Raw genomic sequence first — 23887 nt, forward strand, 5'->3', positions numbered from 1 at the left:
GATGCGCGTCAGATTACCACTCGAAGATCTTCCAGGACGGAATCAGCATGTCCGGTTGGTCGGATCGAACGAAATTGCCATCGGAGCCATCGGCGCGTACCAGGAAATAAGGCTTGCCATGTTTCGGCGTGACCTTGATCGCATACAGGAAGCCGTTCTGGCGGTACTCCTGGATGGTTCGGTCGCCTTCGGTGCGGATGGTTACCTCGGGATCGGCCGAGGGCGCGTCATCCGCAGCCATTGCGACGACAGGCATGGTTGCCAACAGGCCGAGCAGTAACAGGCGATTGAGTCTACGCATGATAACCTTGTCCCTTTGTCGTCATTGATCCGGCTATTCTAGCTCCGGACCCGCCGAAAAGGTTGATTCTGCTCATGAGCCAAGCGCCCCTCGTCCTGGTGGACGGTTCCTCCTACCTCTACCGCGCCTTCCACGCCCTGCCGCCGCTGACCACCTCCAAGGGCATGCCGACCGGCGCGGTCAAAGGGGTGCTGAACATGCTCAAGAGCCTGCGCAAGCAATACCCCGACAGCCTGTTCGCCGTGGTCTTCGACGCCAAGGGCGGCACCTTCCGCGACGCCATGTTCGCCGAGTACAAGGCCAACCGCCCGAGCATGCCGGACGACCTGCGGGTACAGGTCGAGCCGCTGCACGCCAGCGTCAAGGCCCTTGGCTACCCATTGCTGTGCGTCGAGGGCGTCGAGGCGGACGACGTGATCGGCACCCTGGCCCGCAGCAGCGCGGCTTTGGGCCGTCCGGTGATCATCTCGACCGGTGACAAGGACATGGCGCAGCTGGTGGACGGCCACGTCACCTTGGTCAATACCATGACCGGCAGCGTGCTGGACGTTGCCGGCGTGCACGAGAAGTTCGGCGTCGGCCCCGAGCACATCATCGACTTCCTCGCCCTGATGGGCGACAAGGTCGACAACATCCCAGGGGTGCCTGGCGTTGGCGAAAAGACCGCGGTCGGCCTGCTGACCGGCATCGGCGGTGGCCTGAGCGACCTGTACGCCAACCTCGACAAGGTCCCGACCCTGGCCATCCGGGGTGCCAAGACCCTGCCGGCCAAGCTCGAGGAGCACCGCGACGCGGCGTTCCTGTCGTACGAGCTGGCCACCATCAAGCTCGATGTGCCACTCGATATCGAAGTCGAGGCGCTGGTCTGCGGCGAGCCTGATCGCGAGGCGCTGCTGGCGCTGTATACCGAGATGGAGTTCAAGAGCTGGATCGCCGAGGTGCAGCGTGACGCGGCCCAGGCCGGCGAAGCCATCGAGGCGGTCGAGCCACCGGCGGCCCAGGTCGAACCGAAGTATCACACTATCTACGAGCAGGCCGACTTCGACGTCTGGCTGGAGAAACTGCGCCAGGCGCCACTGTTCGCCTTCGACACCGAGACCACCAGCCTGGATGCCCAGCAGGCGCAGTTGGTCGGCCTGTCGTTCGCGGTCGACCCGTTCGAGGCGGCCTACGTGCCGCTGGCCCACGACTATGAAGGCGCTCCGGCCCAGCTCAGCCGCGAGGCGGTGCTGCTGGCGCTCAAGCCGCTGCTGGAAGACCCGAACAAGGCCAAGGTCGGGCAGAACGCCAAGTACGACATCAATATCCTCGCCAATGGCTCGCCGGCCATCGAGATGCGCGGCGTGGCCTACGACACCATGCTCGAGTCGTACGTGTACAACTCCACCGCTACCCGCCACGACATGGACAGCCTGGCGCAGAAGTACCTCGATCACACCACCATCACCTTCGAGCAGATCGCCGGCAAGGGCGCCAAACAGCTGACCTTCAACCAGATCCCCCTGGACAAGGCCGGCCCCTACGCCGCCGAAGATGCCGACATCACCCTGCGTCTGCACCACGCCTTGCAGGCGCGCCTGGCGCAGACGCCGAGCGTGCAGCCGGTGTTGATGGACATCGAGATGCCACTGGTGCCTGTGCTGGCCCGGATCGAGCGCCAAGGTGCGTTGGTCGATGCCGAGTTGCTGAAGGTGCAAAGCGGCGAGCTGGGCGTGAAAATGGCCGAACTGGAACGCCGGGCTTTCGAACTGGCTGGCGAGGAGTTCAACCTCGGATCGCCCAAGCAGCTCGGCTCGATCCTCTACGACAAGCTGGGCATGCCGGTGCTGAGCAAGACCGCCAAGGGCCAGCCCTCCACCGCCGAGGCGGTGCTCGACGACCTTGCCGTGCAGGGCTATCCGCTGCCCGAGGTGCTGATGCAGTACCGCAGCCTGAGCAAGCTCAAGAGCACCTACACCGACAAGCTGCCGGGGCAGATCAACCCGCGCACCGGGCGTATCCACACGTCCTACCAGCAGGCGGTGGCGGCCACCGGGCGGCTGTCGTCGAGCGACCCGAACCTGCAGAACATCCCGATCCGCACCGCCGAAGGCCGGCGCATTCGCCAGGCCTTCGTCGCCAGCCCCGGCTACAAGCTGCTGGCGGCGGACTATTCGCAGATCGAACTGCGCATCATGGCCCACCTGGCCAAGGATGAAGGCTTGCTGCATGCCTTCCGCAACGACCTGGACGTGCACCGGGCCACGGCTGCCGAAGTGTTCGGCGTGGACCTGGATGCGGTCACCACCGATCAGCGCCGCAGCGCCAAGGCCATCAACTTCGGCTTGATCTATGGCATGAGTGCGTTCGGCCTGGCCAAGCAGATCGGCGTCGACCGCAAGCAGTCGCAGGACTACATCGACCGCTACTTCGCTCGCTACCCAGGCGTGCTGGCGTACATGGAGCGCACCCGCGCCCAGGCCGCCGAGCAAGGCTTCGTCGAGACCCTGTTCGGTCGCCGCCTGTACCTGCCGGACATCAACGCCAAGAACCCGGCCCTGCGCAAGGGCGCCGAGCGCACGGCGATCAACGCGCCCATGCAGGGTACCGCTGCCGACATCATCAAGCGGGCGATGGTCAATGTCGACAACTGGCTGAGCAGCACTGGGCTGAATGCGCGGGTGATTCTGCAGGTGCACGACGAACTGGTGCTGGAGGTGCGCGAGGAACTGCTCGAGCAGGTGAAAGATGAAATTCGCCAGCATATGAGCAGCGCTGCGCAGCTGGATGTGCCGTTGCTGGTCGAGGTGGGTGTTGGCTCGAATTGGGACGAAGCTCACTGATTGAGCGGGCAAAGCTGTGTAGGATCCGTGGCGAGTGCTGCGGATCTTGGCAGACGGTTCTTAAGTTTCATGAAACTATCGCAAATAGTTTCGAGGGGGCTGGAACTAAACCAGTGAAACGCTACTCAGAGTAACTGAATGGCTGGTGAAGCCTTTCGATGCTCCTATGTTGTGTTAAGTGTTGGCAGATATCTGGACTTGCCCTAGCGGTCCGGACTTGAACCCCGAACTTCCCCCTCCCCATACGAAGTCCGGGGTTTTTTTTGCCTGCGATTTGCCTGGGGGGTGCGGGCTGGGCTTTGGGCTTGGGCTTGGGCTTGGGCTTGGGTGGTTGATCCGAGTGTTGTAGCGGCGCTACCGGCCCCTTCCGCCTTCACGGCGGGTCCCTTTTTTCTTGGAAAAAGGGACGCAAAACCGCTTGCTCCCACATACGGCCCCTACGCTGCGCTTCGGGGTTCCCTCGCTTCGGCGGCTTGCGGGCCCGCGCGGCCTACGACTTGCTCCGCAAGTCTACATCTCGCGCCTCCGGCTACGCCGGAGGGTGCTGCGCACCTGGCCCTCCAGCCGCCTACGCTCGGCCTCCTGAGGTCGCGGGTAGATCAAGATCAACAGCAAGATCAAGAGCAGATCAAAAGCCAGAGCAACGGCAGGCGAATCGCTGCGCTCTCGCTTACCTTTACCTATCGCTTTGTGTTGTAGCGGATAGCACGGTGTCTCTTTCGAAGATAACGCCAGTGCAGGCGCCGCCGCTAACTTCGCGACGTCAGGAGGCCGAGCGTAGGCGCCTGTAGGGCCAGGTGCGCAGCACCCTTCGGCGCAGCCGAAGGCGCGAGATGTAGACTTGCGGAGCAAGTCGTAGGCCGCGCGGGCCCGGAAGGCGCCGTAGCGAGGGGACCCGTAGCGCAGCGGAGGGCCGGATGCAGGAGCGAGCGGTTTTGCCTACTTTTTCCAAGAAAAAAGTAGGCCGCCGTAAAGGCGGAAGGGGCCAGTAGCGCCGCTACACAAAATGGACCGTTCCCAATCTCAATGCCAACAAGCCAAGCCAAACCCCCGACAATCCGTGAAGAACCTTATTATTCCGCCGGCTTGTCTTCCAGCTCCATCCAATCCGCCAGCACCCGGTAGGCCTCCTCCAGGCCCAGGCGCTTGGGCGCCGAGAACAACTGGATGGTCACCCCCTCGCCCCAGCCCTTGCGGATTTCCGACTGCACCTTGAGCAAGGTGTTCTTGCCCGCACCATGGGTCAGCTTGTCAGCCTTGGTCAGCAGGATGTGCATGGGCATGCCACTGGCCTTGGCCCAGTCAAGCATCATCTTGTCGAAATCGGTCATCGGATGGCGCACGTCCATCATCAGGATGACCCCGCGCAGGCACTCGCGGCTGCCGAGGTAGGCTTCCAGGTGGCGCTGCCAGTGCTGCTTGAGCGGGATAGGGACTTTTGCATAACCGTAGCCCGGCAGGTCGACCAATCGCCGTTCATCGTCCAGACTGAAGAAATTCAACAGCTGGGTGCGCCCCGGGGTTTTCGAGGTACGCGCCAGGCTGGCATGAGTCAGGGTGTTGAGGGCGCTGGATTTGCCGGCGTTGGAGCGGCCGGCGAAAGCCACCTCGTAACCCTGGTCTTCCGGGCATTGTTCGACCTTGGCTGCGCTGAGGGCGAATTTGGCTTTCTGGCAGAGGCCGAGGATGGGGTTCTTGACTTGCATGGGATATCCGATGTGGGTGTTGCCAACGCCAAGGCCGGCAAGCGGTGTCGTTTCCGTTTGGATGGCGGAAGTATATAATGCCCCAGTTTTTGTGTGCTCATTCTTCCAGCGAAGAGGAATGCGCATGGGGTGTCGAACAATAGCTCGCGCATCAGAACGCAGCGCGGCCCCCAACCCTGTCAGGTCGATGCGCATGGCGCAATGGCTGCTTGCTGTCGGTATGTTCCTGCCGTTTTACGGCGCACAGGCTACACAGGATCCCGAGGCGTTGTACAACCGCACGTGTGCGGCCTGTCACGCCGGGCAGTTGCCACAGGCACCCAAGCGGGGTGACCGGGCAGCTTGGGAGCCAAGGCTGGCGCAAGGTGTGGACGCACTGGTGGCGCACGTTACCCAGGGTTTCAAGGCTATGCCGCCGCGTGGATTGTGCATGGACTGCAGTGCCGAGGACTACCGTTTGGTCATCCTTTGGATGAGCGGCAGTCCCGATACATAACATTTCACCCTTAGCCGTGTTGGATTAGCTGATGAACAAACTAGTCGTGAGTCTGCTGTTGACCATGGGTGTCGCAGGTGCAGCCACTGCTGCCGAGCCCATCAAAGGCGATGCTGCCGCCGGCCAGGCCAAGACGGCCGTCTGTGGCGCCTGCCACAACCCCGACGGCAACAGCCTGGCGCCGAACTTCCCGAAACTGGCCGGCCAGGGCCAGCGCTACCTCGAGAAACAACTGCACGACATCAAGTCCGGCAAGCGTACCGTGCTGGAGATGACCGGCATGCTGACCAATTTCAGTGAACAGGATCTGGCCGATATCGCTGCCTACTTCTCCAGCCAGAAGGGTAGCGTGGGGGCCGCCGATCCGAAGCTCGTCGAACGTGGCCGCGCCCTGTTCAACGGTGGCGATCTGGAAAAAGGCATGCCGGCCTGTACCGGTTGCCACTCACCCAACGGCGCTGGCATCGCGCTGGCCGGTTTCCCGCATCTGGGCGGCCAGCATGCACAATACGTGTCCAAGCAGCTCACCGATTTCCGCGAGGGCAACCGTTCCAACGATGGCGACGCGATGACCATGCGCACCATCGCCGGCAAGCTCAGCAACAAGGATATCGAGGCCTTGGCCAGCTATATCCAGGGTCTGCATTAACGTTCGGTTAATGTTGTGGGACTAAGGATGAAAGGGCGGCGCGGACCGCCCTTTTTTTCGTCCGCAGCCGTTACACTACGAACTCGGGCCCTTCCCGACCAGTCTCAGACCAGGTCGCGTCGAGGCGACCAATGAATGCTCAGGAGTAAAGCATGCGTAAACTGATTCTCAGCGCCGCGCTGGTCGCAGCCAGCGTCTTCGGTATGACTGCCGTACAGGCCGCCGAGCCTGCCACTGCCGGCAAGGAATACATCGAGCTGAGCAACCCTGTTCCGGTATCCCAGCCAGGCAAGATCGAAGTGGTCGAGCTGTTCTGGTACGGCTGCCCCCATTGCTATCACTTCGAGCCGACCATCAATCCCTGGGTCGAAAAACTGCCCAAGGACGTCAACTTCAAGCGTGTACCTGCCATGTTCGGCGGCCCATGGGATGCCCACGGCCAGATGTTCCTGACCCTCGAAGCCATGGGCGTCGAGCACAAGGTCCACGCTGCGGTGTTCGATGCCATCCAGAACCAGCACAAGCGCTTGACCGATCCTGCGGAGATGGCCGACTTCCTCGCCACCCAGGGCGTCGACAAGGACAAGTTCCTGGCCACTTACAACTCCTTCGCCATCAAGGGCCAGGTCAACCAGGCCAAGGAACTGGCCAAGAAGTACGAAGTCACCGGCGTACCGAGCATGGTGGTCAACGGCAAGTACCGCTTCGACCTCGGCACCGCCGGTGGGCCGGAAGGCGTGCTGAACGTCGCCGACCAGCTGATCGACAAGGAGCGCGCCGCTAAGTAAGCGGCGCAGCCCCATGCCCCGCTTCCGTACCACGCGCGGCATTGGCCTGCACCAGCCGCAGGTCAACGAGCATCACCTGCAGGCCCCTGGCCTGCCCGAGGATGGTCGCCTGCGGCTGCTCAGTTTCAACATCCAGGTCGGCATCAGCACCGAGCGCTACCGGCACTACCTGACCCGCAGCTGGCAGCACCTGTTGCCGCATACCGGCCGCGCCGGCAACCTGCAGCGCATCGGCGAACTGCTCAACGACTTCGACCTGGTGGCCCTGCAGGAGGCCGACGGCGGCAGCCTGCGTTCGGGGTATATCAATCAGGTGGAGCACCTGGCCCAGTTGGGCGCCTTCCCCTACTGGTACCAGCAGCTCAACCGCAATCTCGGGCGTTTCGCCCAGCACAGCAATGGCGTGCTCAGCCGCCTCAAGCCGCAACTGCTCGAGGACCATCCGCTGCCTGGCCCCGCCGGCCGGGGCGCGATCCTGGTGCGTTTCGGCGAGGGCGAGGATGCCTTGATCGTGGTGATGATGCACCTGGCGCTCGGGGCCAAGACCCGCGCCCTGCAACTGGGCTACATCCGCGAGCTGATCGGCGGCTACCGCCATCAGGTGCTGATGGGCGACATGAACACCCACGCCAACGACCTGCTCGAGCGCTCGCCGCTGCGAGATCTGGGGCTGGTCGCCCCGCAGGTCGAGGCCACTTTCCCCAGCTGGCGCCCGCAACGCTGCCTGGACCATATCCTGCTCAGCCCGAGCCTGACCCTGGAGCGGGTCGAGGTCCTGGCTCAGCCGATTTCAGACCACCTTCCCGTCGCCGTCGAGATCCGATTGCCTGATGCATTGACTGTGGATACGCTGCCGGTCCTGAGCTAGATCAACCTTGGCGGGGCCAACCCTCAAGTGTTGCCAACTCGCGCCGACAGCCAGTACACACAGCCACCCGATGCACCACCGTTGCGGATCAAGGCATGACCGAAGAAGCTGAGCGCTGGAAAGAAAAATACCTCAAAAGCATCGAACAGCAGGAAAAGCTCGAACGTCGCTGGGAAGCGCGTCTCGACCTGCTGCGCCGTGGCCTGGTACGCAGTTCGCTGGCCGCCGAAGGCAGTGACAAGGCGGTCGACGAATGCATGAAGGAAATGCGCGAGGTCATCCGCCGCGACAACATGGATGCAGGCCTGGCCGGGTTGATCCCGCGTCTGGAAAAGGCCGTGCTGGACTCCGAACAGCGCCGCGAAACCCGCATGAACCAGGTCAGCGACGCGCTCACCGCATTGGTGACCCAGCTCCAGGCCCTGCCGTTGTCCGGAGACCTGTCCCGGCCCTTGAAGAAGCTGGCGAAGAAGCTCGACGGAGGCGTCAGCCAGTCGCGTGAGCTGCCGCCGCTGTTGAGCGAGCTCAGCGGCCTGCAGGGTCGGGCGCTGTCTTCGTTGAGTACGCCGGAGGAGTCGCGGCCTGGATTGTTCCAGCGGTTGTTCGGTGGCCGCGACGGCGAGGCGCACGATGATGTGCAGGCCCCTGCCGAGGCTGAGCCGGCGGCGGCTGCAGCATCTGTCGCCGAGCCGCCAGCTGCGCCCGAGCCACCCGAAACTGCCGATATCGACGAATTGCAGCCTCTGGCTCCTGTCGCTCAGCCCCCTGAACAGGCTCCAGTGGCCGATGGCGATGCCGAGGTGGGCGATGCGCGTCAGGAAGACCCTGCGCCACAGGCGCAACCGGCGGCGTCCCCTCTCGCCGCGACAGTGCCAGTCGAAATCGTCTCGGAGCCGGCGCCCACCGAGCACACCCCCTCCGAGCCGGCGCCCACCGAGCACATCCCCTCCGAGCCCGACGCTGAGCCGGAACAAGGTACCGCCGCCGCCCCAGTAGAGCCAATGGCAGACACAGCCGAGGAACTGCAGGGCGAGGACGGCCCCTACGCGCTCCCCGATGCCGTCGAGCCTCCATATAGCCAAGTGGCGGCGCACATCGAGCAGACCCTGCTCGGCCTGCTCGACGACCTCAGCCTGCCCGAACGCCACAAGGCCCAGGCCCTGGAAATGCGCAATCGGGTGGCACGCGGGCTGAACTGGTACGAGCTGATACCTGTGCTCGATGACCTGGCGGTGCTCATGCTGGCGATCACCGACAGCGGCCAGCATGAATTCGAGGCCTACCTGCAGCAGCTCAACGAGCGCCTGGAAGGTTTCCAGAGCCACCTGCACGAAGCCAGTGCGGGCCACGCCGACAACAGTTCGGCGGCGCGGGACCTGGACAATCAGCTGCGCGAGCAGGTCGGCGGGCTGCAGCACAGCGTGCAGGGCGCCGCGGATGTCGACAGCCTCAAGCACATCCTGGAAAACCGCCTGGAAGGCCTGTTGACGACCATGGACGAGCACCAGCACGCCCGGGACCTGCGCGAACAGGAGCTGGCGGGGCGCTTGCACGGCCTGGCCGAACGCGTGGCGAACATGGAGCAGGAGGCGCTCGGTTACCGCGAACACCTGGAGGAGCAGCGCCAGAAGGCGCTGATCGACCCTTTGACCGGCTTGCCGAACCGGGCGGCGTGGAGCGAGAGGGTGGAGCGCGAAATCCTCGACTGGCAGGAGAACGGTGGCCACCTGGCCATGGCCATCCTCGACCTGGACCACTTCAAGCGGATCAACGACAGCTATGGCCACCTGGCCGGGGACAAGGTGCTGAAGATCGTTGCTGGTCAGTTGAGCAAGCGCCTGCGCGGGCGCGACTTCATCGCCCGCTTCGGCGGCGAAGAATTCGTCTTGCTGCTGCCGCAGACCTCGCCACCTGCGGCTGCGCAGGTAGCCGAAAGCATGCGCGCAGCGATCGAGGCCTGCCCGTTCCATTTCAAAGGCGAGCGTGTGGTGATCACCGTCTCCATCGGCCTGGGCACGTTCCGCACCGGCGAGCGTGGCGACCAGGTGCTCAAGCGTGCCGACGATGCGCTCTACCGCGCCAAGTCGCAGGGACGCAACCGCGTAGAGCAAGGCTAGCGGTTATACTGTAGCGCTCCCCAGCAGAGGCTCTTGATGTGTTCTCCTTCGCTAAACCCATGCTAATCGCGGTGCTGCTGTTGACCGTGGCCGGTTGCTCGACCGGCCTGCGCATCGACCGCAGCCACCCCTCGGCCAACCAGGACGACCGCATCCAGTTCGTCGTCCTGCACTACACCAGTGCCTCCCTGGAGCGCTCGCTGGCGCTGCTCACCCATGGCGAGGTCAGCAGCCATTACCTGATCGGCGACGGCCCAGGCACCATCTACCAGTTGGTCGACGAGAACCGCCGGGCCTGGCATGCCGGCGAAAGCCAGTGGCAGGGCCGCACCTGGCTGAACTCCAGCTCCATCGGCATCGAGATCGTCAACCCAGGCTTCGACGACACGCCTAATGGCCGGGTCTGGTATCCCTACAGCGAAGCCCAGATCCAGTCGCTGATCGCCTTGCTCAAGGACATCGTCAAACGTAACCACATCGAGCCCCGGCATATCATCGGGCACAGCGACATCGCGCCGCTGCGCAAGCTCGATCCCGGGCCGATGTTCCCCTGGAAGCGCCTGGCGGATGCGGGCCTCGGTGTCTGGCCCGAAGCCAATGCCGTGGCGCGCCAGCAGGCCTATTTCAGTGCCAATCCGCCGACCATCGGCTGGTACCAGCAGGAACTGGCGCGTTTCGGTTACGCCATCGACCAGACCGGGCAGTTGGACGTCGCCACCCGCCACGTGATCGCCGCCTTCCAGATGCGCTTCCGCCCGCAGCGCTTCGACGGCACGCCCGATGCCCAGACCGCAGCCATGCTCCAGGTACTCAACCGCATGCGTTGAGCCGCTCCGCTCAATGGCCGCGCCAATTCGCCATCCAGTTGCTATACCTTGGTAATCAACTGGATGCTTGCGATGCTGGCCCTTTTAACTGCGTTGCGCCAATTTTTCTATCGACCCTGGATGCTGGCCACTCTTGCAGCGTTGGCCAGCGCCGCGGTGTTGCTGACTGCCAGCTTCGCCATCGCCCTGCATCAGATGAAGCAGAGCGAGAGCGCGCAGATGAATGCCCAGGGCGAGCGCTTTCTTGAACGCCTCGAACAGGTGTTCGGCCAGTTGCGCCGTTCGGTCGACCAATTGCAGGCGCAGCCTTTGCGTGGTTGCAGCGCCGCGATGATGGTGGCGTTGCGCGAGGCTGCGCTGGGCTCGCGGTTCATCTATGAAGCAGCCTACGTCGACCGTAGCTTCGCCTGCTCCAACCGCGGCGCGCTGCCGGCGTTCGTGCCGCTGCGTGCGCCCGATATCCAGGGCCCTACCTACAGCTATTGGCTCAACACCACCACCGAGCCCGACGAGAACCTGGCGGCCCTGATGCTCGGGCGCGGCAACTTCCTGGTGTCCACTTCGCGTGGGCACCTGACCGATGTGGTCGACCTGCCGCCGGGCGGCAGCCTGCTGGTGGTGCTGGACAACGGCAACCGCGCCATTCCCGTGCTCGGCCCGCGCCAGCCCTGGCCGCCGGCCCCCGATTGGTGGGCGTCCGGGCAAACCGCACTGCTCGAGCTACCCGACCGGCTGGTCTATCGCATGCCGACCAAGTCGCCGGATTACCAGCTGGTCCTGATCGCTCCGCGCGCCAGCCTGCCCCTGCGCATGAACGGCACGCTCTGGTTGTTGTTCCCTGGCAGCGTGTTGGCCGCGTGCTGCATTGGCTGGCTGGTGCTGCAATTGATCCTGCAGCGTCGCTCGATGAGTTCGGAGTTGCAGAATGCCCTGCGTCGGGGCGAATTGCAGGTGCTCTACCAACCGATCATCGAACTCGACAGCCGGCGCTGCGTCGGCGCCGAGGCGCTGGTGCGCTGGCGCAGGCCCGACGGCAGTCTGACCAGCCCCGACCTGTTCATCCCCCTGGCGGAAAACACCGGGCAGATCTGCGAGATCACCGACTTCGTGCTGCAACGGGTGCTCGAGCAACTGGGCCATCTGCTGCGCGCCAACCATAACCTGTACATTTCGGTGAACCTGGCGGCCTGCGATGTGATGGTGCCGCGCATCGGTCGGGTGGCGGCACGGTTGCTGGCCCATCATCGGGTCTCGCCCAGGCAGATCGCCTTCGAGGTCACCGAGCGTGGGCTGATCGATGTGGTAGTGGCGCGGGACAATCTGCAGGCGCTGCGCGCGGTCGGCCACCAGGTGCTGATCGATGATTTCGGCACGGGCTACTGCAGCCTGGCCTACCTGCAGACCTTGCCGGTGGACTGCCTGAAGATCGACAAGGCCTTCATCGATGCGCTGGGCCATGACGCCGCCAGCAGCGGTGTGGCGCCGCACATCATCCGCATGGCCCATGACCTGCACCTGCGGGTGATCGCCGAAGGGATCGAGTGCGAGGACCAGGCGGTGCTGCTCAACAGCGAGGGTGTGAACTATGGCCAGGGCTGGTTGTTCGCCCACCCGCTCAATGCCCGGCAGTTCATCGAGTTGGTGGTGCGCGGCCGGTACAAAGGCGCACCGCCGATGGGGGACGAGGCCTAGCTTCCTATGCCGGCAGCGCCATGTAGAACTGGGTGCCTTGCCCCGGCCGCGAGAACACGCCCATGCGCCCGCCATGCAGCTGCACGATTTCCTTGCACAGCGCCAGGCCCAGGCCGGCGCCACCTTTCTTGCGTCCCACCTGAACGAAGGGTTCGAAGATCCGCCCTTGCTGCCCATAGGCAATACCCTCGCCGTTGTCCTCGACGCTGATGATCACGCGCTCGGCATGACGCCGTGCATGCAGGCGGATATGGCCGCCGGGGGCGGTATGGCGGATGGCATTGTGCAGCAGGTTGTCGAGCACACGGTCCAGTTGCGCGACGTCGGCCTGGATGCGCGGCAGCGGCCCCTCCAGCGCCTTGACCAGCTCTATGTGCTTGGCGCCCGCGTGCTCGGCAAAGCGCAACTGGGCGCGATCGAGCAGCTCATCGATGGCACAGGGCGCCAGTTCCAGCTTCTGCAGGCCGCTCTGGTAGCGCGAGAAATTCAGCAGGTCGTTGATCAGTTGGGTCAGGCGCTGCATTTCCTCGCCAATGGTCTCCAGCAGGTCGTTCTCCCGGGCTTCGGCGGGGAACTTTACCCGCTCGCGCAGCAGCCCGAACGCCATGTGCATGCCGGTGACCGGGGTGCGCAATTCGTGGGACGCACGCAGCACGAATTCGCTGCGCACGCGCTCGAACACGCGCTGCTCGGTGACATCGTGCAAGACCATCACGGCGCCCAGGATCGGCCCTTCGGGGTGGCTGACCGGGGTCAGGCTGTAGGCCAGCAGGCGCGACTCCTCGTCGACCTCGATGGCCAGGTCGTCAGGCTGGCGGTCCAGGGTGCCGCCGCGCAGTACCTGGCGTAACTGCTGTTCGAGTTCGGGGCGTTGCAGGGCGTCGACCAAGGCGCTGCCCACGCGACTGCCGTTCCAGCCGAGCTGGCGCTGGGCCACCGGGTTGAGGTGCTCCAGGCGGCCCTGGCGGTCGATGATCAGCAGCCCGTCGTCGATGCTGTCGAGCACCGCCTGCAAGCGCTGCTGACCGGCCAGCAGCTCATCGACGTTGGTGGCCTGGTGCTTGCGCAGCGCATCGGCCATGAGCCCGAAGCGGCGCGTCAGCTGGTTGAGTTCGCTGGCCTGGGTCAGCGGCAGGGTCACGTCGAAATTGCCCTGGCCGACCTGGTCGGCCGCCTTGGCCAGGGCCTCGATCGGTTGGCCGAAACGGCGGGCGATGTTGTGCGCGGTGATGAAGCCGAGGACGACCACCGCCAGGCCCATGAGGCCGATCAGGCCACTGATCAGCAAGGCCCGGTCACGGCTGCGCGCCTCGCTCTGGGTGATCTGCTCGAGCGCCTGGCGGTGCGCGTCGACCAGGTCGGTGCGCAGCTGGTTGAAGGCGGCGCCCAGCGGCTGGCCCGAGCCCATGCTGCGGGCTGGAGCGGGGCTTTCCCGGTAGGCCTGCAGGAACGCCTGGTAGTGGCTGCCGGCCTTGCTGAAGCCGCTGCGCTCGCCACCTTGCTCCAGGCCTTCGTTGAGCAGGGCCTGGAAATTATCCTGCAGGGCCTGCAGGCTCTGTGGCGAGGTTTCCTCGTCGAGCATCAGGGTCAGTTGCTCGCCGAGGTTCTGCCGCAGTTTCAGGCCTATTTCCAGGGTATGGGTGGTGTTACGCACCAGTTGCTGCTGCGCCGTGGCCATCTGCAGCACGCTGACCAGGCCGATCAGCAGCCCCAGCAAGGCGACCGTGACCAGCGCCGAGATGCTCAGGAACAGCCGCGTGCGCAGCCTCATCGACAATTTCATAGGTTGTATTGCTTGCGTTTGCGGTACAGGGTCGAGGCGTCGATCCCCAGTGTCTTGGCCGCCTGGTCGAGGGTATCGCTGGCGGCCAGCACCGCGCCGATGTGGGCGCGTTCCAGTTCGTCCAGGCTCAGCGCCGCGCCCACGCGCGGGGCGTTGCCGGTCGGCTGCTCGCCCATGCCCAGGTGGCTGATTTCCACGCGCTCCTGCGGGCAGATGATGCTGGCGCGCTCGATGACGTTGCGCAGCTCGCGGATGTTGCCCGGCCAGCGGTAGTTGAGCAGCGCGCTGCGGGCCTCGTCGCTGAACCCGCGCGCCGGGCGCGAGTATTCCTTGACGAAGCGCGCCAGGAATCGGTCGGCCAGGGTCAGGATGTCCTCGCTGCGCTCTCGCAGTGGCGGCAGGTGCAGGGTGATGACGTTGAGGCGATACAGCAGGTCTTCGCGAAAGCGGCTCTCGCGCACCATCTCTTCCAGGTTGAGGTTGGTCGCGGCGAGGATGCGCACGTCGGCGCGGCGCGTGACCGGGTCGCCCACCCGCTCGTACTCCTTGTCCTGGATGAAGCGCAGCAGTTTGGGCTGCAAGGTCAGGGGGAAATCGCCGATTTCGTCGAGGAACAGCGTGCCGCCGTCGGCCTGGTTGACCCGGCCCAGGGTGCTTTCGCTGGCGCCGGTGAAGGCGCCGCGGGTATGACCGAACAGCTCGCTCTCCATCAGCTCGGCATTGAGCGAGGGGCAGTTGATGGTCACGCAGGCCTTGCGCGCACGCTTGCTCCAGCCGTGGATGGCCCGGGCCAGCTCGCCCTTGCCGGTGCCCGACTCGCCAAGGATGAGGATGTTGGCGTCGGTGGTGGCTACCTGGCGCGCGGTTTCCAGTACCGCCATCATCGCCGGGCTGTGCGAGTCCAGGCCGTCCTTGGGCTTGCGCACCTCACCTTCGAGGGCTTCCAGCCGTGCCGAGAGCTGGCGCACCTCCAGTTGCTTGGCCGTGGCCAGGCGCAACTGGTCGGGGCTGCAAGGCTTGACCAGGTAATCGGCGGCGCCGGCCTGGATGGCATCGACGGCGGTGTCGATGGCCGAGTGGGCGGTGACGATCACCACACGCATCCACGGCGCCTGGATACGCATCTGGGCAAGTACGTCGAGGCCGTTGTCCTCGCCCAGTCGCAAGTCGAGGAAGCACAGGTCGAACACCTGGCGTTGCAGCAGCGAATCGGCCTGGGCAGCGCTGTTGGCGGTGGCCACGCTGTAGCCCTCGTCTTCCAGGCAATAACGGAACGTACGCAGGATCGCCGACTCGTCATCCACCAGCAGAATGCGGCCTTGCTTGTCCTGTGTTGCTTCCATTTGCTGCGCTCCTTCGGATAGATCTTCAATTAGTGTGGGGAAAATCGGGCAAGTTGCATGGTCCATTCTGAGGGATTATGTCCTTTGCATGCTAGCCAATGGCCAAACGGCCACCTGCGGCCCCCGAATTCTCGATGATTTGGTTAGAGGTCTCGGCTGGCACATTGGTTGCGACTATTTTTTGTTTTTGCCTACGAAAGGAGATGTAGCTATGACTTTTCCTACTCGAGCGGCCGTCTTTCTAGTCAGTTGCCTGCCTGTTTTCGCGTTCGCCGACCCCGTGCAGGACGCCCGCCTCGAAGGCGCGTTGCAAACTGCGCTCTCGCTCAATCGCATGCTCAACCCCTTCCGCATCGAGGTCGATGTCGACGGCCAGCAGGCCCGGCTGGCCGGAGAAGTGGAAAACCAGGTCGAACGCCAGCTGGCCGAGCACGTCGCGTTGGCCACCCATGGCATCGAGCGCGTCGACAACCAGCTCAAGGTCAACCCGCAACTGGTCGAGCGCCCGCTGGAAGCACGGGCCTACGCCCAGCGGCTGGAGGACGCGACCCTGGCTGCGGTGATTCGTGCGCGCTTGCTGTGGAGCCGCGTCACCGAAAAGGCCGCCATCGAGGTACAGAGCAGCGAGGGCGTGGTCACCCTGCGCGGCAAGGTCGACAGCACCGAGGCCAAGGAATTGGCGGGGGTACTGTCGCGTACCACCGACGGCGTCTACCTGGTCAACAACCTGGTCAGCCTCGACAGTGCGGCCATGGCCCAAGCCCGCGAAAAGCCGGTCGATGCGCCCACGGGGCCACAGCCCAGCGACAACTGGGTGGTCGACAAGATCCAGAGCAGCTATCGCTTCAGCCGTAACCTCGATGGCCTGAACATCAAGGTTGCCAGCGAAGAGGGCATGGTGCGGTTGTCTGGCGAGGTGGTCAGCAGCGAGCAGAAAACCATCGCGGTGGAGATCGCGCGGCAGATCATTGGCGTGCGCGGTGTGGATGCCGATCTGCTCAAGGTGGCGACCAAGGTAGAAGGGTAAGTCGTGCAATTCGCACGACGGCAGAGGGGGCATCGTGCAGGATACGTCCCGCCCCCTGATTCGCAATCAACCTAACTGATTGATATATAAGGATTTTATGGAATAGCCAAGTCTGGCATGCAGGCTGCAACTACCTCTTCAGGTTTGTACAACAACGACCGCAGGAGAAGCCGGCATGAACCGCCCAACCATCGACCGCTCACCCACCGCCGTACTGCCTCTGCGCCAGTTACTGGTGATCGGAATGGCTCTTCTGCTGACCCTGGCCGCTGGCCTGTTCTATCACAGCTGGCAGACCGCGCGACTGGCCGATCAGGTTGCGGCGCAAACCGCCCTGCTGTCGAAACTCCAGTCGTCGCGGGCCACCACGCTGGTCCGCGCCGCCGAACCGCTGGCCCAGGTCAGTGGTGACGGCCAGAAAGGCGCTGCGCCGGCTACCGTCGAAAACGTCGTTCCCCAAGACCGTTGGGTGTTTTGACGGCCAGGTCGAAGTCTTCGGGTCGTACCGATTTCATCAAGGAAAAGAAGGAGAACCACCATGCTGAGCTGGGCTATCACATTCCTCATCATCGCCATTGTCGCTGCCGTGCTGGGCTTCGGTGGTATCGCCGGCGCTGCCACGGGTATCGCGAAGATCCTGTTCATCGTCTTCTTGGTCCTGTTCGTGGCGTCGTTCTTCTTCGGTCGTGGTCGAGGTTGACGATGGGTATCAAGCTCCGTGCCGCCCTGGCTGCCGCCCTGTTGGGCGGCAGTGCAGTGGTGATGGCGGCCAATGACGGCCAGTTGCGGGCTGACCAGGTGCTTGGCTCGGACCCGGAATACCGGGAAGCCTGGCAAGACGCGATTAAAGAGGAAGAGCGCTTGCCGGACTGGGTGATCAACCTGACCGGTAGCGCCCAGCAGCAGATGTCAGCGGTGACCGAGGACGGCGACCAATACCTGGTCGGGCCTCTGTGCGAAACCGCCGACAACTGCACCTACAAGCGGCTGATCGTGGCGTTCAGCTGGGACAAGGAAGATGCCTACGGGATGCTCGTGGAAGTTCCCGAGGGCCTGCCGAGCGACAAGTCGCCCACCCGCCATGCGCAGTACCGCTGGCTGGGAGAGCCTGACGACGGCATGAAGAAGATGTTGCAGGAGCAACTCAAGCGCGATCCCAAGTGGTACTGATCCTTTGATCGGGTAATGACCAACGGTCGCGCATTGTCACGTAATGGAAGCGGAACCTTTCTATCGTTCTCGCTTCTATGTTGCGCCGTCCCGAGGAGGGCGACACATGACCAGGGGGCCGGGCTGTTCTGATTGTTGCAGGATCGGAGTGGCCTAGGGGTACAGGGAGTACCTCCAGCTTTGGGCCGGGTCAGGCGGGCAGAATCGGAAGCTTCAGGTCGGGTCGTGCCAGTGGGGCACTTGAGCGCGACCTGGCTTCCGAGGCGCCATCACCTCATCCACATACGTGGATTTGCCTTCGAGACACATTTTGTCTCGACCATCCATCCATTTTTTTTCCCATCGCCTCTGGCGCTGCTCAACGCCGATAGAGCCGTTCGGATTGTCGAACACGGCATTTTTACGCTCATTTGCATGCAGCCAAAACGGCCTAAATATGGCGCTTTGGTCATGTTCGGATTTCCGAACGTTATAAATCAATGACTTACGAGCCGCCTGCGACATCTTGTCAGCCTATGCATAAACGGTATGGGGTATGCGTTTCCGGCATTAGATTTCGCCCTTTGCCATCGCAATAGTTGCCGCCTTTTTCGCTGGCCCGAGCGCCTGTTCGCTCGCTTGCGGTGTCCTTACATGGGGTCCCGGACGGAAGCAGCTGTGCTGCTCGTGACGTTGCCAACGGCTCTGTTACGCGCCTTTCCGGTCGGTGCCCATGATCACTAGAACAAAGGGTAAAGACATGAAGAAGGCAAAACTGAGCCTCGCCTGGCAGATCGTCATCGGTCTTGTCCTGGGCGTTGCGGTCGGCGCGCTCCTGAACCACTTCAGCGCAGAGAAGGCCTGGTGGATCGGTAACGTGCTGCAGCCCGCCGGCGACATCTTCATTCGCCTGATCAAGATGATCGTCGTCCCGATCGTGATTACATCGCTGATCGTGGGTATCGCCGGGGTAGGCGATGCGAAGAAACTGGGCAGCATTGGCCTGAAGACCATCCTCTACTTCGAGGTGGTGACCACCATCGCCATCGTCGTCGGCCTGGTATTGGCCAACCTGTTCCACCCGGGCGCAGGCATCGACATGAGCACCCTGGGTACCGTCGACATCTCCAAGTACCAGGCCACTGCGGCCGAGGTGCAGCATGAGCATGCGTTCATCGAGACCCTGCTCAACCTGATTCCTTCGAATATCTTCGCGGCGCTGATGCGTGGCGAGATGTTGCCGATCATCTTCTTCTCGGTGATGTTCGGCCTGGGCCTGTCGAGCTTGCAGGCCGACCTGCGCGAGCCGCTGGTGCGCACCTTCCAGGGCGTATCGGAGACCATGTTCAAGGTCACCCACATGATCATGAACTACGCCCCGATCGGTGTGTTCGCCCTGATTGCCGTGACCGTCGCCAACTTCGGTTTCAGCTCGCTGCTGCCGCTGGCCAAGCTGGTGCTGCTGGTGTATTTCGCCATCGCCTTCTTCGCCTTCATGGTGCTGGGCCTGATAGCGCGCCTGTTCGGCTTCTCGGTGATCAAGATCATGCGCATCATGAAGGACGAGCTGATCCTCGCCTACTCCACCTCGAGCTCCGAGACTGTGCTGCCACGGGTGATCGAGAAGATGGAGAAGTACGGTGCGCCGAAGTCGATCTGCTCGTTCGTGGTGCCGACCGGCTACTCGTTCAACCTCGACGGTTCGACTCTGTACCAGAGTATCGCGGCGATCTTCATCGCCCAGCTGTACGGCATCGACCTGTCCTGGAGCCAGCAGCTGCTGTTGGTGCTGACACTGATGGTCACCTCCAAGGGCATCGCCGGTGTGCCGGGCGTGTCGTTCGTGGTCCTGCTGGCCACCCTGGGCAGCGTTGGTATTCCCCTGGAAGGCCTGGCCTTCATCGCCGGTGTCGACCGCATCATGGACATGGCGCGTACCGCTCTGAACGTCATCGGCAACGCCCTGGCGGCGCTGGTGGTGGCGCGCTGGGAAGGCATGTACGACGCAGCCAAGGGCGAGCAGTACTACGCTTCGCTGATGGCCGACAAGCAGCAAGCGGCGCTAGTGGGCGAGCCTGCCAAGCGCTGAAGGCAATGTGATTGAGCAAAGAGCCCCGACCTTTCGGGGCTTTTTGTCGTCTGCGCGGCAGCACGCAGACCTCTTTTCGAGGCCTGTGTGAACCTTGTGGGAGCGGGCTTGCCCGCGAACACCGGCGAAGCCGGTGCCACACACCGCGGCGTCTGCTTCGCGGGCAAGCCCGCTCCTACAGGATCTTCACAGCTGTCAGGGCCTGCGCCGTACCTGTGGGAGCGGGCTTGCCCGCGAACACCGGCGAAGCCGGTGCCACACACCGCGGCGTCTGCTTCGCGGGCAAGCCCGCTCCTACAGGATCTTCACAGCTGTCAGGGCCGGCGTCGTACCTGTGGGAGCGGGCTTGCCCGCGAACACCGGCGAAGCCGGTGCCACACACCGCGGCGTCTGCTTCGCGGGCAAGCCCGCTCCTACAGGATCTTCACAGCTGTCAGGGCCGGCGCCGTACCTGTGGGAGCGGGCTTGCCCGCGAGCACCGGCGAAGCCGGTGCCACACACCGCGGCGTCTGCTTCGCGGGCAAGCCCGCTCCTACAGGATCTTCACAGCTGTCAGGGCCTGCGCCGTACCTGTGGGAGCGGGCTTGCCCGCGAACACCGGCGAAGCCGGTGCCACACACCGCGGCGTCTGCTTCGCGGGCAAGCCCGCTCCTACAGGATCTTCACAGCTGTCAGGGCCGGCGCCGTACCTGTGGGAGCGGGCTTGCCCGCGAACACCGGCGAAGCCGGTGCCACACACCGCGGCGTCTGCTTCGCGGGCAAGCCCGCTCCTACAGGATCTTCACAGCTGTCAGGGCCGGCGCCGTGCCTGTGGGAGCGGGCTTGCCCGCGAACACCGGCGAAGCCGGTGCCACACACCGCGGCGTCTGCTTCGCGGGCAAGCCCGCTCCTACAGGATCTTCACAGCTGTCAGGGCCGGCGCCGTACCTGTGGGAGCGGGCTTGCCCGCGAACACCGGCGAAGCCGGTGCCACACACCGCGGCGTCTGCTTCGCGGGCAAGCCCGCTCCTACAGGATCTTCACAGCTGTCAGGGCCTGCGCCGTACCTGTGGGAGCGGGCTTGCCCGCGAACACCGGCGAAACCGGTGCCATTCACCGCGGCGTCTGCTTCGCGGGCAAGCCCGCTCCTACAGGATCTTCACAGCTGTCAGGGCCGGCGCCGTACCTGTGGGAGCGGGCTTGCCCGCGAACACCGGCGAAGCCGGTGCCACACACCGCGGCGTCTGCTTCGCGGGCAAGCCCGCTCCTACAGGATCTTCACAGCTGTCAGGGCCGGCGCCGTACCTGTGGGAGCGGGCTTGCCCGCGAACACCGGCGAAGCCGGTGCCATTCACCGCGGCGTCTGCTTCGCGGGCAAGCCCGCTCCTACAGGGGCCCAAGGTGCGCCATCAATCTCCAGACCTGCATCCCGATACGTTATGATTCCGGGCATTTCTCAGGGGGTACACACGGATGCTCAACGGCCTTTGGCTCGGCTTTTTCCTGGTGGCGGCGGTTTCCGCCCTGGCCCAGTGGCTGATTGGCGGTAATGCCGGCATCTTTGCCAGCATGGTCGAAAGCATCTTCGCCATGGCCAAGCTGTCGGTCGAAGTGATGGTCCTGCTGTTCGGCACCCTGACGCTGTGGCTGGGCTTTCTCAAGATCGCCGAAAAGGCTGGGATCGTGGAATGGCTGGCCAAGGTCCTGGGCCCGCTGTTCGCCCGCCTGATGCCCGAGGTGCCGCCTGGCCACCCTGCCCTGGGCCTGATCACCATGAACTTCGCCGCCAACGGTCTGGGCCTGGACAACGCCGCCACGCCGATCGGTCTCAAGGCCATGCGTGCGCTGCAGGAGCTCAACCCCAGCAGCACCACGGCGAGCAACGCGCAGATCTTGTTCCTGGTGCTCAACGCCTCGTCGTTGACCCTGCTGCCCGTCACCATCTTCATGTACCGCGCGCAACAAGGCGCGACCGACCCCACCCTGGTGTTCTTGCCGATCCTGCTGGCGACCAGTGTCTCGACCCTGGTCGGCCTGCTGTCGGTGGCGGTGATGCAACGCCTGCGCCTGTGGGATCCGGTGGTGCTCGCCTATCTGGTGCCCGGTGCGTTGCTGCTGGGCGGCTTCATGGCGTTTCTCGGCACCTTGTCGGCGGCCGCCTTGGCTAGCCTGTCGTCGATCCTTGGCAACCTCACGCTATTTGGCGTGATCGTGTTGTTCCTGATCATCGGTGCGTTGAAGCGGGTCAAGGTGTACGAGGCCTTCGTCGAAGGCGCCAAGGAAGGCTTCGACGTGGCCAAGAGCCTGTTGCCCTACCTCGTGGCGATGCTGGTGGCGGTGGGTGTGCTGCGCGCCTCGGGGGCGTTGGAACTGGCCCTGGATGGTATTCGCCATGCGGTGGGCTGGATGGGCCTGGACAGCCGTTTCGTCGACGGGCTGCCTACCGCGCTGGTCAAGCCCTTCTCGGGCAGCGCCGCGCGGGCCATGTTGATCGAGACCATGCAGGCCCACGGCGTGGACAGCTTCCCGGCCCTGGTGGCGGCGACCATCCAGGGCAGTACCGAAACCACCTTCTATGTGCTGGCGGTGTACTTCGGCGCGGTCGGCATCCAGCGCGTGCGTCACGCTGTGGGCTGCGCCCTGCTGGCGGAGCTTTCCGGCGTGATCGCGGCGATCTTCGTCTGCTACTGGTTCTTCGCCTGAGCCTGGTCGAGGCTAGCCTGGGCCACGGTCCATTGCACCACTTGCCGGGCCAGCTGGTCGCTGGCCGCGCCGAAGCCGGTGACTACCGCTGAAACCTCGGTGCCGGCCAGCGGCTGGCGTACCTCGAAGCGTTTGCTGGCGAGGATGCGCTGGCTACGCCCCTGGACCAGCCGCGCGTCGTAGCGGATCAGGACTTCAACCGCGCCGCCTGGGCGGTACTCGCTCTGGAACGCCTGCAGCTCGCCGGCCAGCTCGTAGTCGGCCTGCAGGTTGCTGTCGTCGGCGCTCAGGCGCTGTACCCGACCGTCGCGCTGGAAGCCATCGAGCAGACGGTTACGCACCAGCAATGGCGCCGGGTCGCTCCAGCGCGCCCCCTTGTAGCTGCTGATCACGTCGCCCTGGGGAATCACGGCGATGCGCGGCCCGGCCAGTACCTCGCTGGCCAGCGGCTTGTTCAGGCGCAGCGACCAGCTGAGCGGGGTGGCGTTCTGCCCGGCCTGGTTGACCGGCAGGCGGTAGATATCCACAGGCTCGCTCTGCGGCAGGATCGAGCAGGCGGCGGCCAGGCTCGAGGCGGCCACCAAGGCCAGCAGGCGCAGCGTCGCTTTCATGGCTGGAACTCCTTGTTGTTGTCACGGCCCAGCAGGTAGCCGCTCGGGTCTGCCTCCAGGCGGCGCGAGATGCCCTTCAGCGAATTGAGGGTTTCGCGCAGTTCGCGGATGGCCGGGGTCAGCTGGTTCAGCCCTTGGGCGCCATCGCCGATGGCCTGGCTGTTGTCCTTGAGCAGGCTGTTGATGGTTTCGGTGCTTTGCGCCAGCGATTGCATGGCCTGTTCGGCGCTGCCGATGGCCTGCTTGCCCGAGCTGCCGAGCAAGTTGTTGGCGTTGCGCATCAGTGCCTGGGTTTCGGCCAGGGTGGCATTGGCCTGCTTGCCCACTTGCGAAAGCTGCTCGATGGCTTGGCTGATGCCGCCCTTCTGGCTGGCGAAGGCGCCGGTGGTCTGCTCGAGGTTGGCCAGGGTGTTGCTCAAGCGGTCGATGTTGTTTTCCGAGAACATCTGGTTGGCATTGTGCAGCAGCAGGTTGATGTTGGTGACCAGGTCGCTGCTGTCGTTGAGCAGCCGCGAGATCGGCGATGGCGAAGCGACGATCACCGGCAGCTTGTTGCCCTGGCCAACCAGTTCGGGGCTTTGCGGGGTGCCGCCGCTGAGCTGGATGAAGGAGTTGCCGGTCACCCCGGCCAGGGTCAGCTTGGCCTGGGTATCTTCCTTGACCGGCGTGTCACCGCTCAGGCGCACCCGTGCCAGCACACGGCGCGGGTCTTTGGGGTCCAGGCGCAGGCTGGTGACGTCGCCGACCTTGATGCCGTTATATTGCACCGGGCTGCCACGGGACAGGCCCGAGACCGCCTCGTTGAAGACCACCTCGTAGTCCTTGAAGGCGTCGTCGACGCTGGACTTGGTCAGCCACAGGCCGAATAGCATGGCGCCGACGACCACCAGGACGGTGACCAGGCCGATGAGGACGTGATGAGCTCGGGTTTCCATGG

20 protein-coding genes are annotated in these 23887 nt (G+C 64.2%); 14 read left to right on the forward strand and 6 right to left on the reverse strand.

Features of this window, described 5'->3' with window-relative positions; all coding sequences use genetic code 11:
• Positions 1-13 precede the first annotated feature (13 nt).
• Complete coding sequence (locus tag E6B08_RS00765; RefSeq protein WP_136912345.1) at positions 14-301, reverse strand: DUF2782 domain-containing protein; 288 nt, start codon at positions 299-301, stop codon at positions 14-16.
• 74 nt (positions 302-375) lie between these two features.
• Here E6B08_RS00765 and polA point away from each other — a divergent pair, with 74 nt between their 5' ends.
• Entirely contained in the window at positions 376-3123 is a 2748-nt protein-coding gene (gene polA, locus E6B08_RS00770; protein ID WP_192938606.1) for a DNA polymerase I, read from the forward strand.
• Positions 3124-4196: 1073 nt separating this feature from the next.
• Here polA and yihA read toward each other — a convergent pair.
• On the reverse strand, positions 4197-4829 hold the full coding sequence (yihA, locus tag E6B08_RS00775) for a ribosome biogenesis GTP-binding protein YihA/YsxC (protein WP_136912347.1): 633 nt from the start codon (positions 4827-4829) through the stop codon (positions 4197-4199).
• 193 nt (positions 4830-5022) lie between these two features.
• Here yihA and E6B08_RS00780 point away from each other — a divergent pair, with 193 nt between their 5' ends.
• The 7 genes from E6B08_RS00780 (at position 5023) to E6B08_RS00810 (ending at position 12266) form a co-directional block, all read left to right on the forward strand.
• On the forward strand, positions 5023-5325 hold the full coding sequence (locus tag E6B08_RS00780; protein ID WP_136912348.1) for a c-type cytochrome: 303 nt from the start codon (positions 5023-5025) through the stop codon (positions 5323-5325).
• 31 nt (positions 5326-5356) lie between these two features.
• On the forward strand, positions 5357-5974 hold the full coding sequence (locus E6B08_RS00785; protein WP_136912349.1) for a c-type cytochrome: 618 nt from the start codon (positions 5357-5359) through the stop codon (positions 5972-5974).
• 152 nt (positions 5975-6126) lie between these two features.
• Positions 6127-6762 carry a thiol:disulfide interchange protein DsbA gene (gene dsbA / locus E6B08_RS00790; RefSeq protein ID WP_136912350.1) on the forward strand — a complete coding sequence of 212 codons (636 nt, stop codon included), beginning with the start codon at positions 6127-6129 and terminating at the stop codon, positions 6760-6762.
• 13 nt (positions 6763-6775) lie between these two features.
• Positions 6776-7630, forward strand: a complete 855-nt coding sequence (locus tag E6B08_RS00795) for an endonuclease/exonuclease/phosphatase family protein (RefSeq protein WP_136912351.1) — start codon at positions 6776-6778, stop codon at positions 7628-7630.
• Positions 7631-7725: 95 nt separating this feature from the next.
• Entirely contained in the window at positions 7726-9747 is a 2022-nt protein-coding gene (locus tag E6B08_RS00800; protein ID WP_136912352.1) for a GGDEF domain-containing protein, read from the forward strand.
• Positions 9748-9806: 59 nt separating this feature from the next.
• Positions 9807-10574 (forward strand): N-acetylmuramoyl-L-alanine amidase, encoded by a 768-nt coding sequence (locus E6B08_RS00805; protein WP_136917305.1) that lies wholly within the window; start codon positions 9807-9809, stop codon positions 10572-10574.
• A gap of 72 nt (positions 10575-10646) precedes the next feature.
• Positions 10647-12266 (forward strand): EAL domain-containing protein, encoded by a 1620-nt coding sequence (locus E6B08_RS00810; protein ID WP_192938607.1) that lies wholly within the window; start codon positions 10647-10649, stop codon positions 12264-12266.
• A gap of 4 nt (positions 12267-12270) precedes the next feature.
• Here E6B08_RS00810 and E6B08_RS00815 read toward each other — a convergent pair whose 3' ends face one another.
• Positions 12271-14037 (reverse strand): KinB sensor domain-containing domain, encoded by a 1767-nt coding sequence (locus E6B08_RS00815; protein ID WP_136912354.1) that lies wholly within the window; start codon positions 14035-14037, stop codon positions 12271-12273.
• An 8-nt stretch (positions 14038-14045) separates the two neighbouring features.
• Entirely contained in the window at positions 14046-15392 is a 1347-nt protein-coding gene (gene algB / locus E6B08_RS00820) for a sigma-54-dependent response regulator transcription factor AlgB (RefSeq protein ID WP_136912355.1), read from the reverse strand.
• 211 nt (positions 15393-15603) lie between these two features.
• Between algB and E6B08_RS00825 the strand changes: the two genes are divergently transcribed.
• From E6B08_RS00825 to E6B08_RS00885, 6 genes are all read left to right on the forward strand, one after another.
• On the forward strand, positions 15604-16419 hold the full coding sequence (locus E6B08_RS00825) for a BON domain-containing protein (RefSeq protein WP_136912356.1): 816 nt from the start codon (positions 15604-15606) through the stop codon (positions 16417-16419).
• A 175-nt stretch (positions 16420-16594) separates the two neighbouring features.
• A complete protein-coding gene (locus E6B08_RS00830) occupies positions 16595-16897 on the forward strand; it encodes a hypothetical protein (protein ID WP_136912357.1) in 303 nt (100 codons plus the stop codon).
• A gap of 60 nt (positions 16898-16957) precedes the next feature.
• A complete protein-coding gene (locus tag E6B08_RS00835; RefSeq protein WP_003252966.1) occupies positions 16958-17119 on the forward strand; it encodes a DUF1328 domain-containing protein in 162 nt (53 codons plus the stop codon).
• A 2-nt stretch (positions 17120-17121) separates the two neighbouring features.
• Positions 17122-17589: an inhibitor of vertebrate lysozyme family protein gene (locus tag E6B08_RS00840; RefSeq protein WP_136912358.1), complete on the forward strand. Its 468-nt coding sequence runs from the start codon at positions 17122-17124 to the stop codon at positions 17587-17589.
• Between the two features lie 739 nt (positions 17590-18328).
• Complete coding sequence (gltP, locus tag E6B08_RS00845) at positions 18329-19657, forward strand: glutamate/aspartate:proton symporter GltP (RefSeq protein WP_136912359.1); 1329 nt, start codon at positions 18329-18331, stop codon at positions 19655-19657.
• Between the two features lie 1452 nt (positions 19658-21109).
• On the forward strand, positions 21110-22339 hold the full coding sequence (locus E6B08_RS00885; protein WP_136912365.1) for a nucleoside recognition domain-containing protein: 1230 nt from the start codon (positions 21110-21112) through the stop codon (positions 22337-22339).
• Here E6B08_RS00885 and E6B08_RS00890 read toward each other — a convergent pair.
• Both E6B08_RS00890 and E6B08_RS00895 read right to left on the reverse strand, forming a co-directional pair.
• The gene (locus tag E6B08_RS00890; protein WP_136912366.1) at positions 22321-22950 is read right to left on the reverse strand and encodes an ABC-type transport auxiliary lipoprotein family protein; all 630 of its coding nucleotides are present in this window, start codon (positions 22948-22950) and stop codon (positions 22321-22323) included. The genes E6B08_RS00885 and E6B08_RS00890 overlap by 19 nt on opposite strands.
• On the reverse strand, positions 22947-23885 hold the full coding sequence (locus E6B08_RS00895) for an MlaD family protein (protein ID WP_136912367.1): 939 nt from the start codon (positions 23883-23885) through the stop codon (positions 22947-22949). Before E6B08_RS00895 ends, E6B08_RS00890 begins: the two co-directional genes overlap by 4 nt.
• Positions 23886-23887 lie beyond the last annotated feature (2 nt).

Source organism: Pseudomonas putida (assembly GCF_005080685.1).
GTDB classification, from domain to species: Bacteria; Pseudomonadota; Gammaproteobacteria; order Pseudomonadales; family Pseudomonadaceae; genus Aquipseudomonas; species Aquipseudomonas putida_V.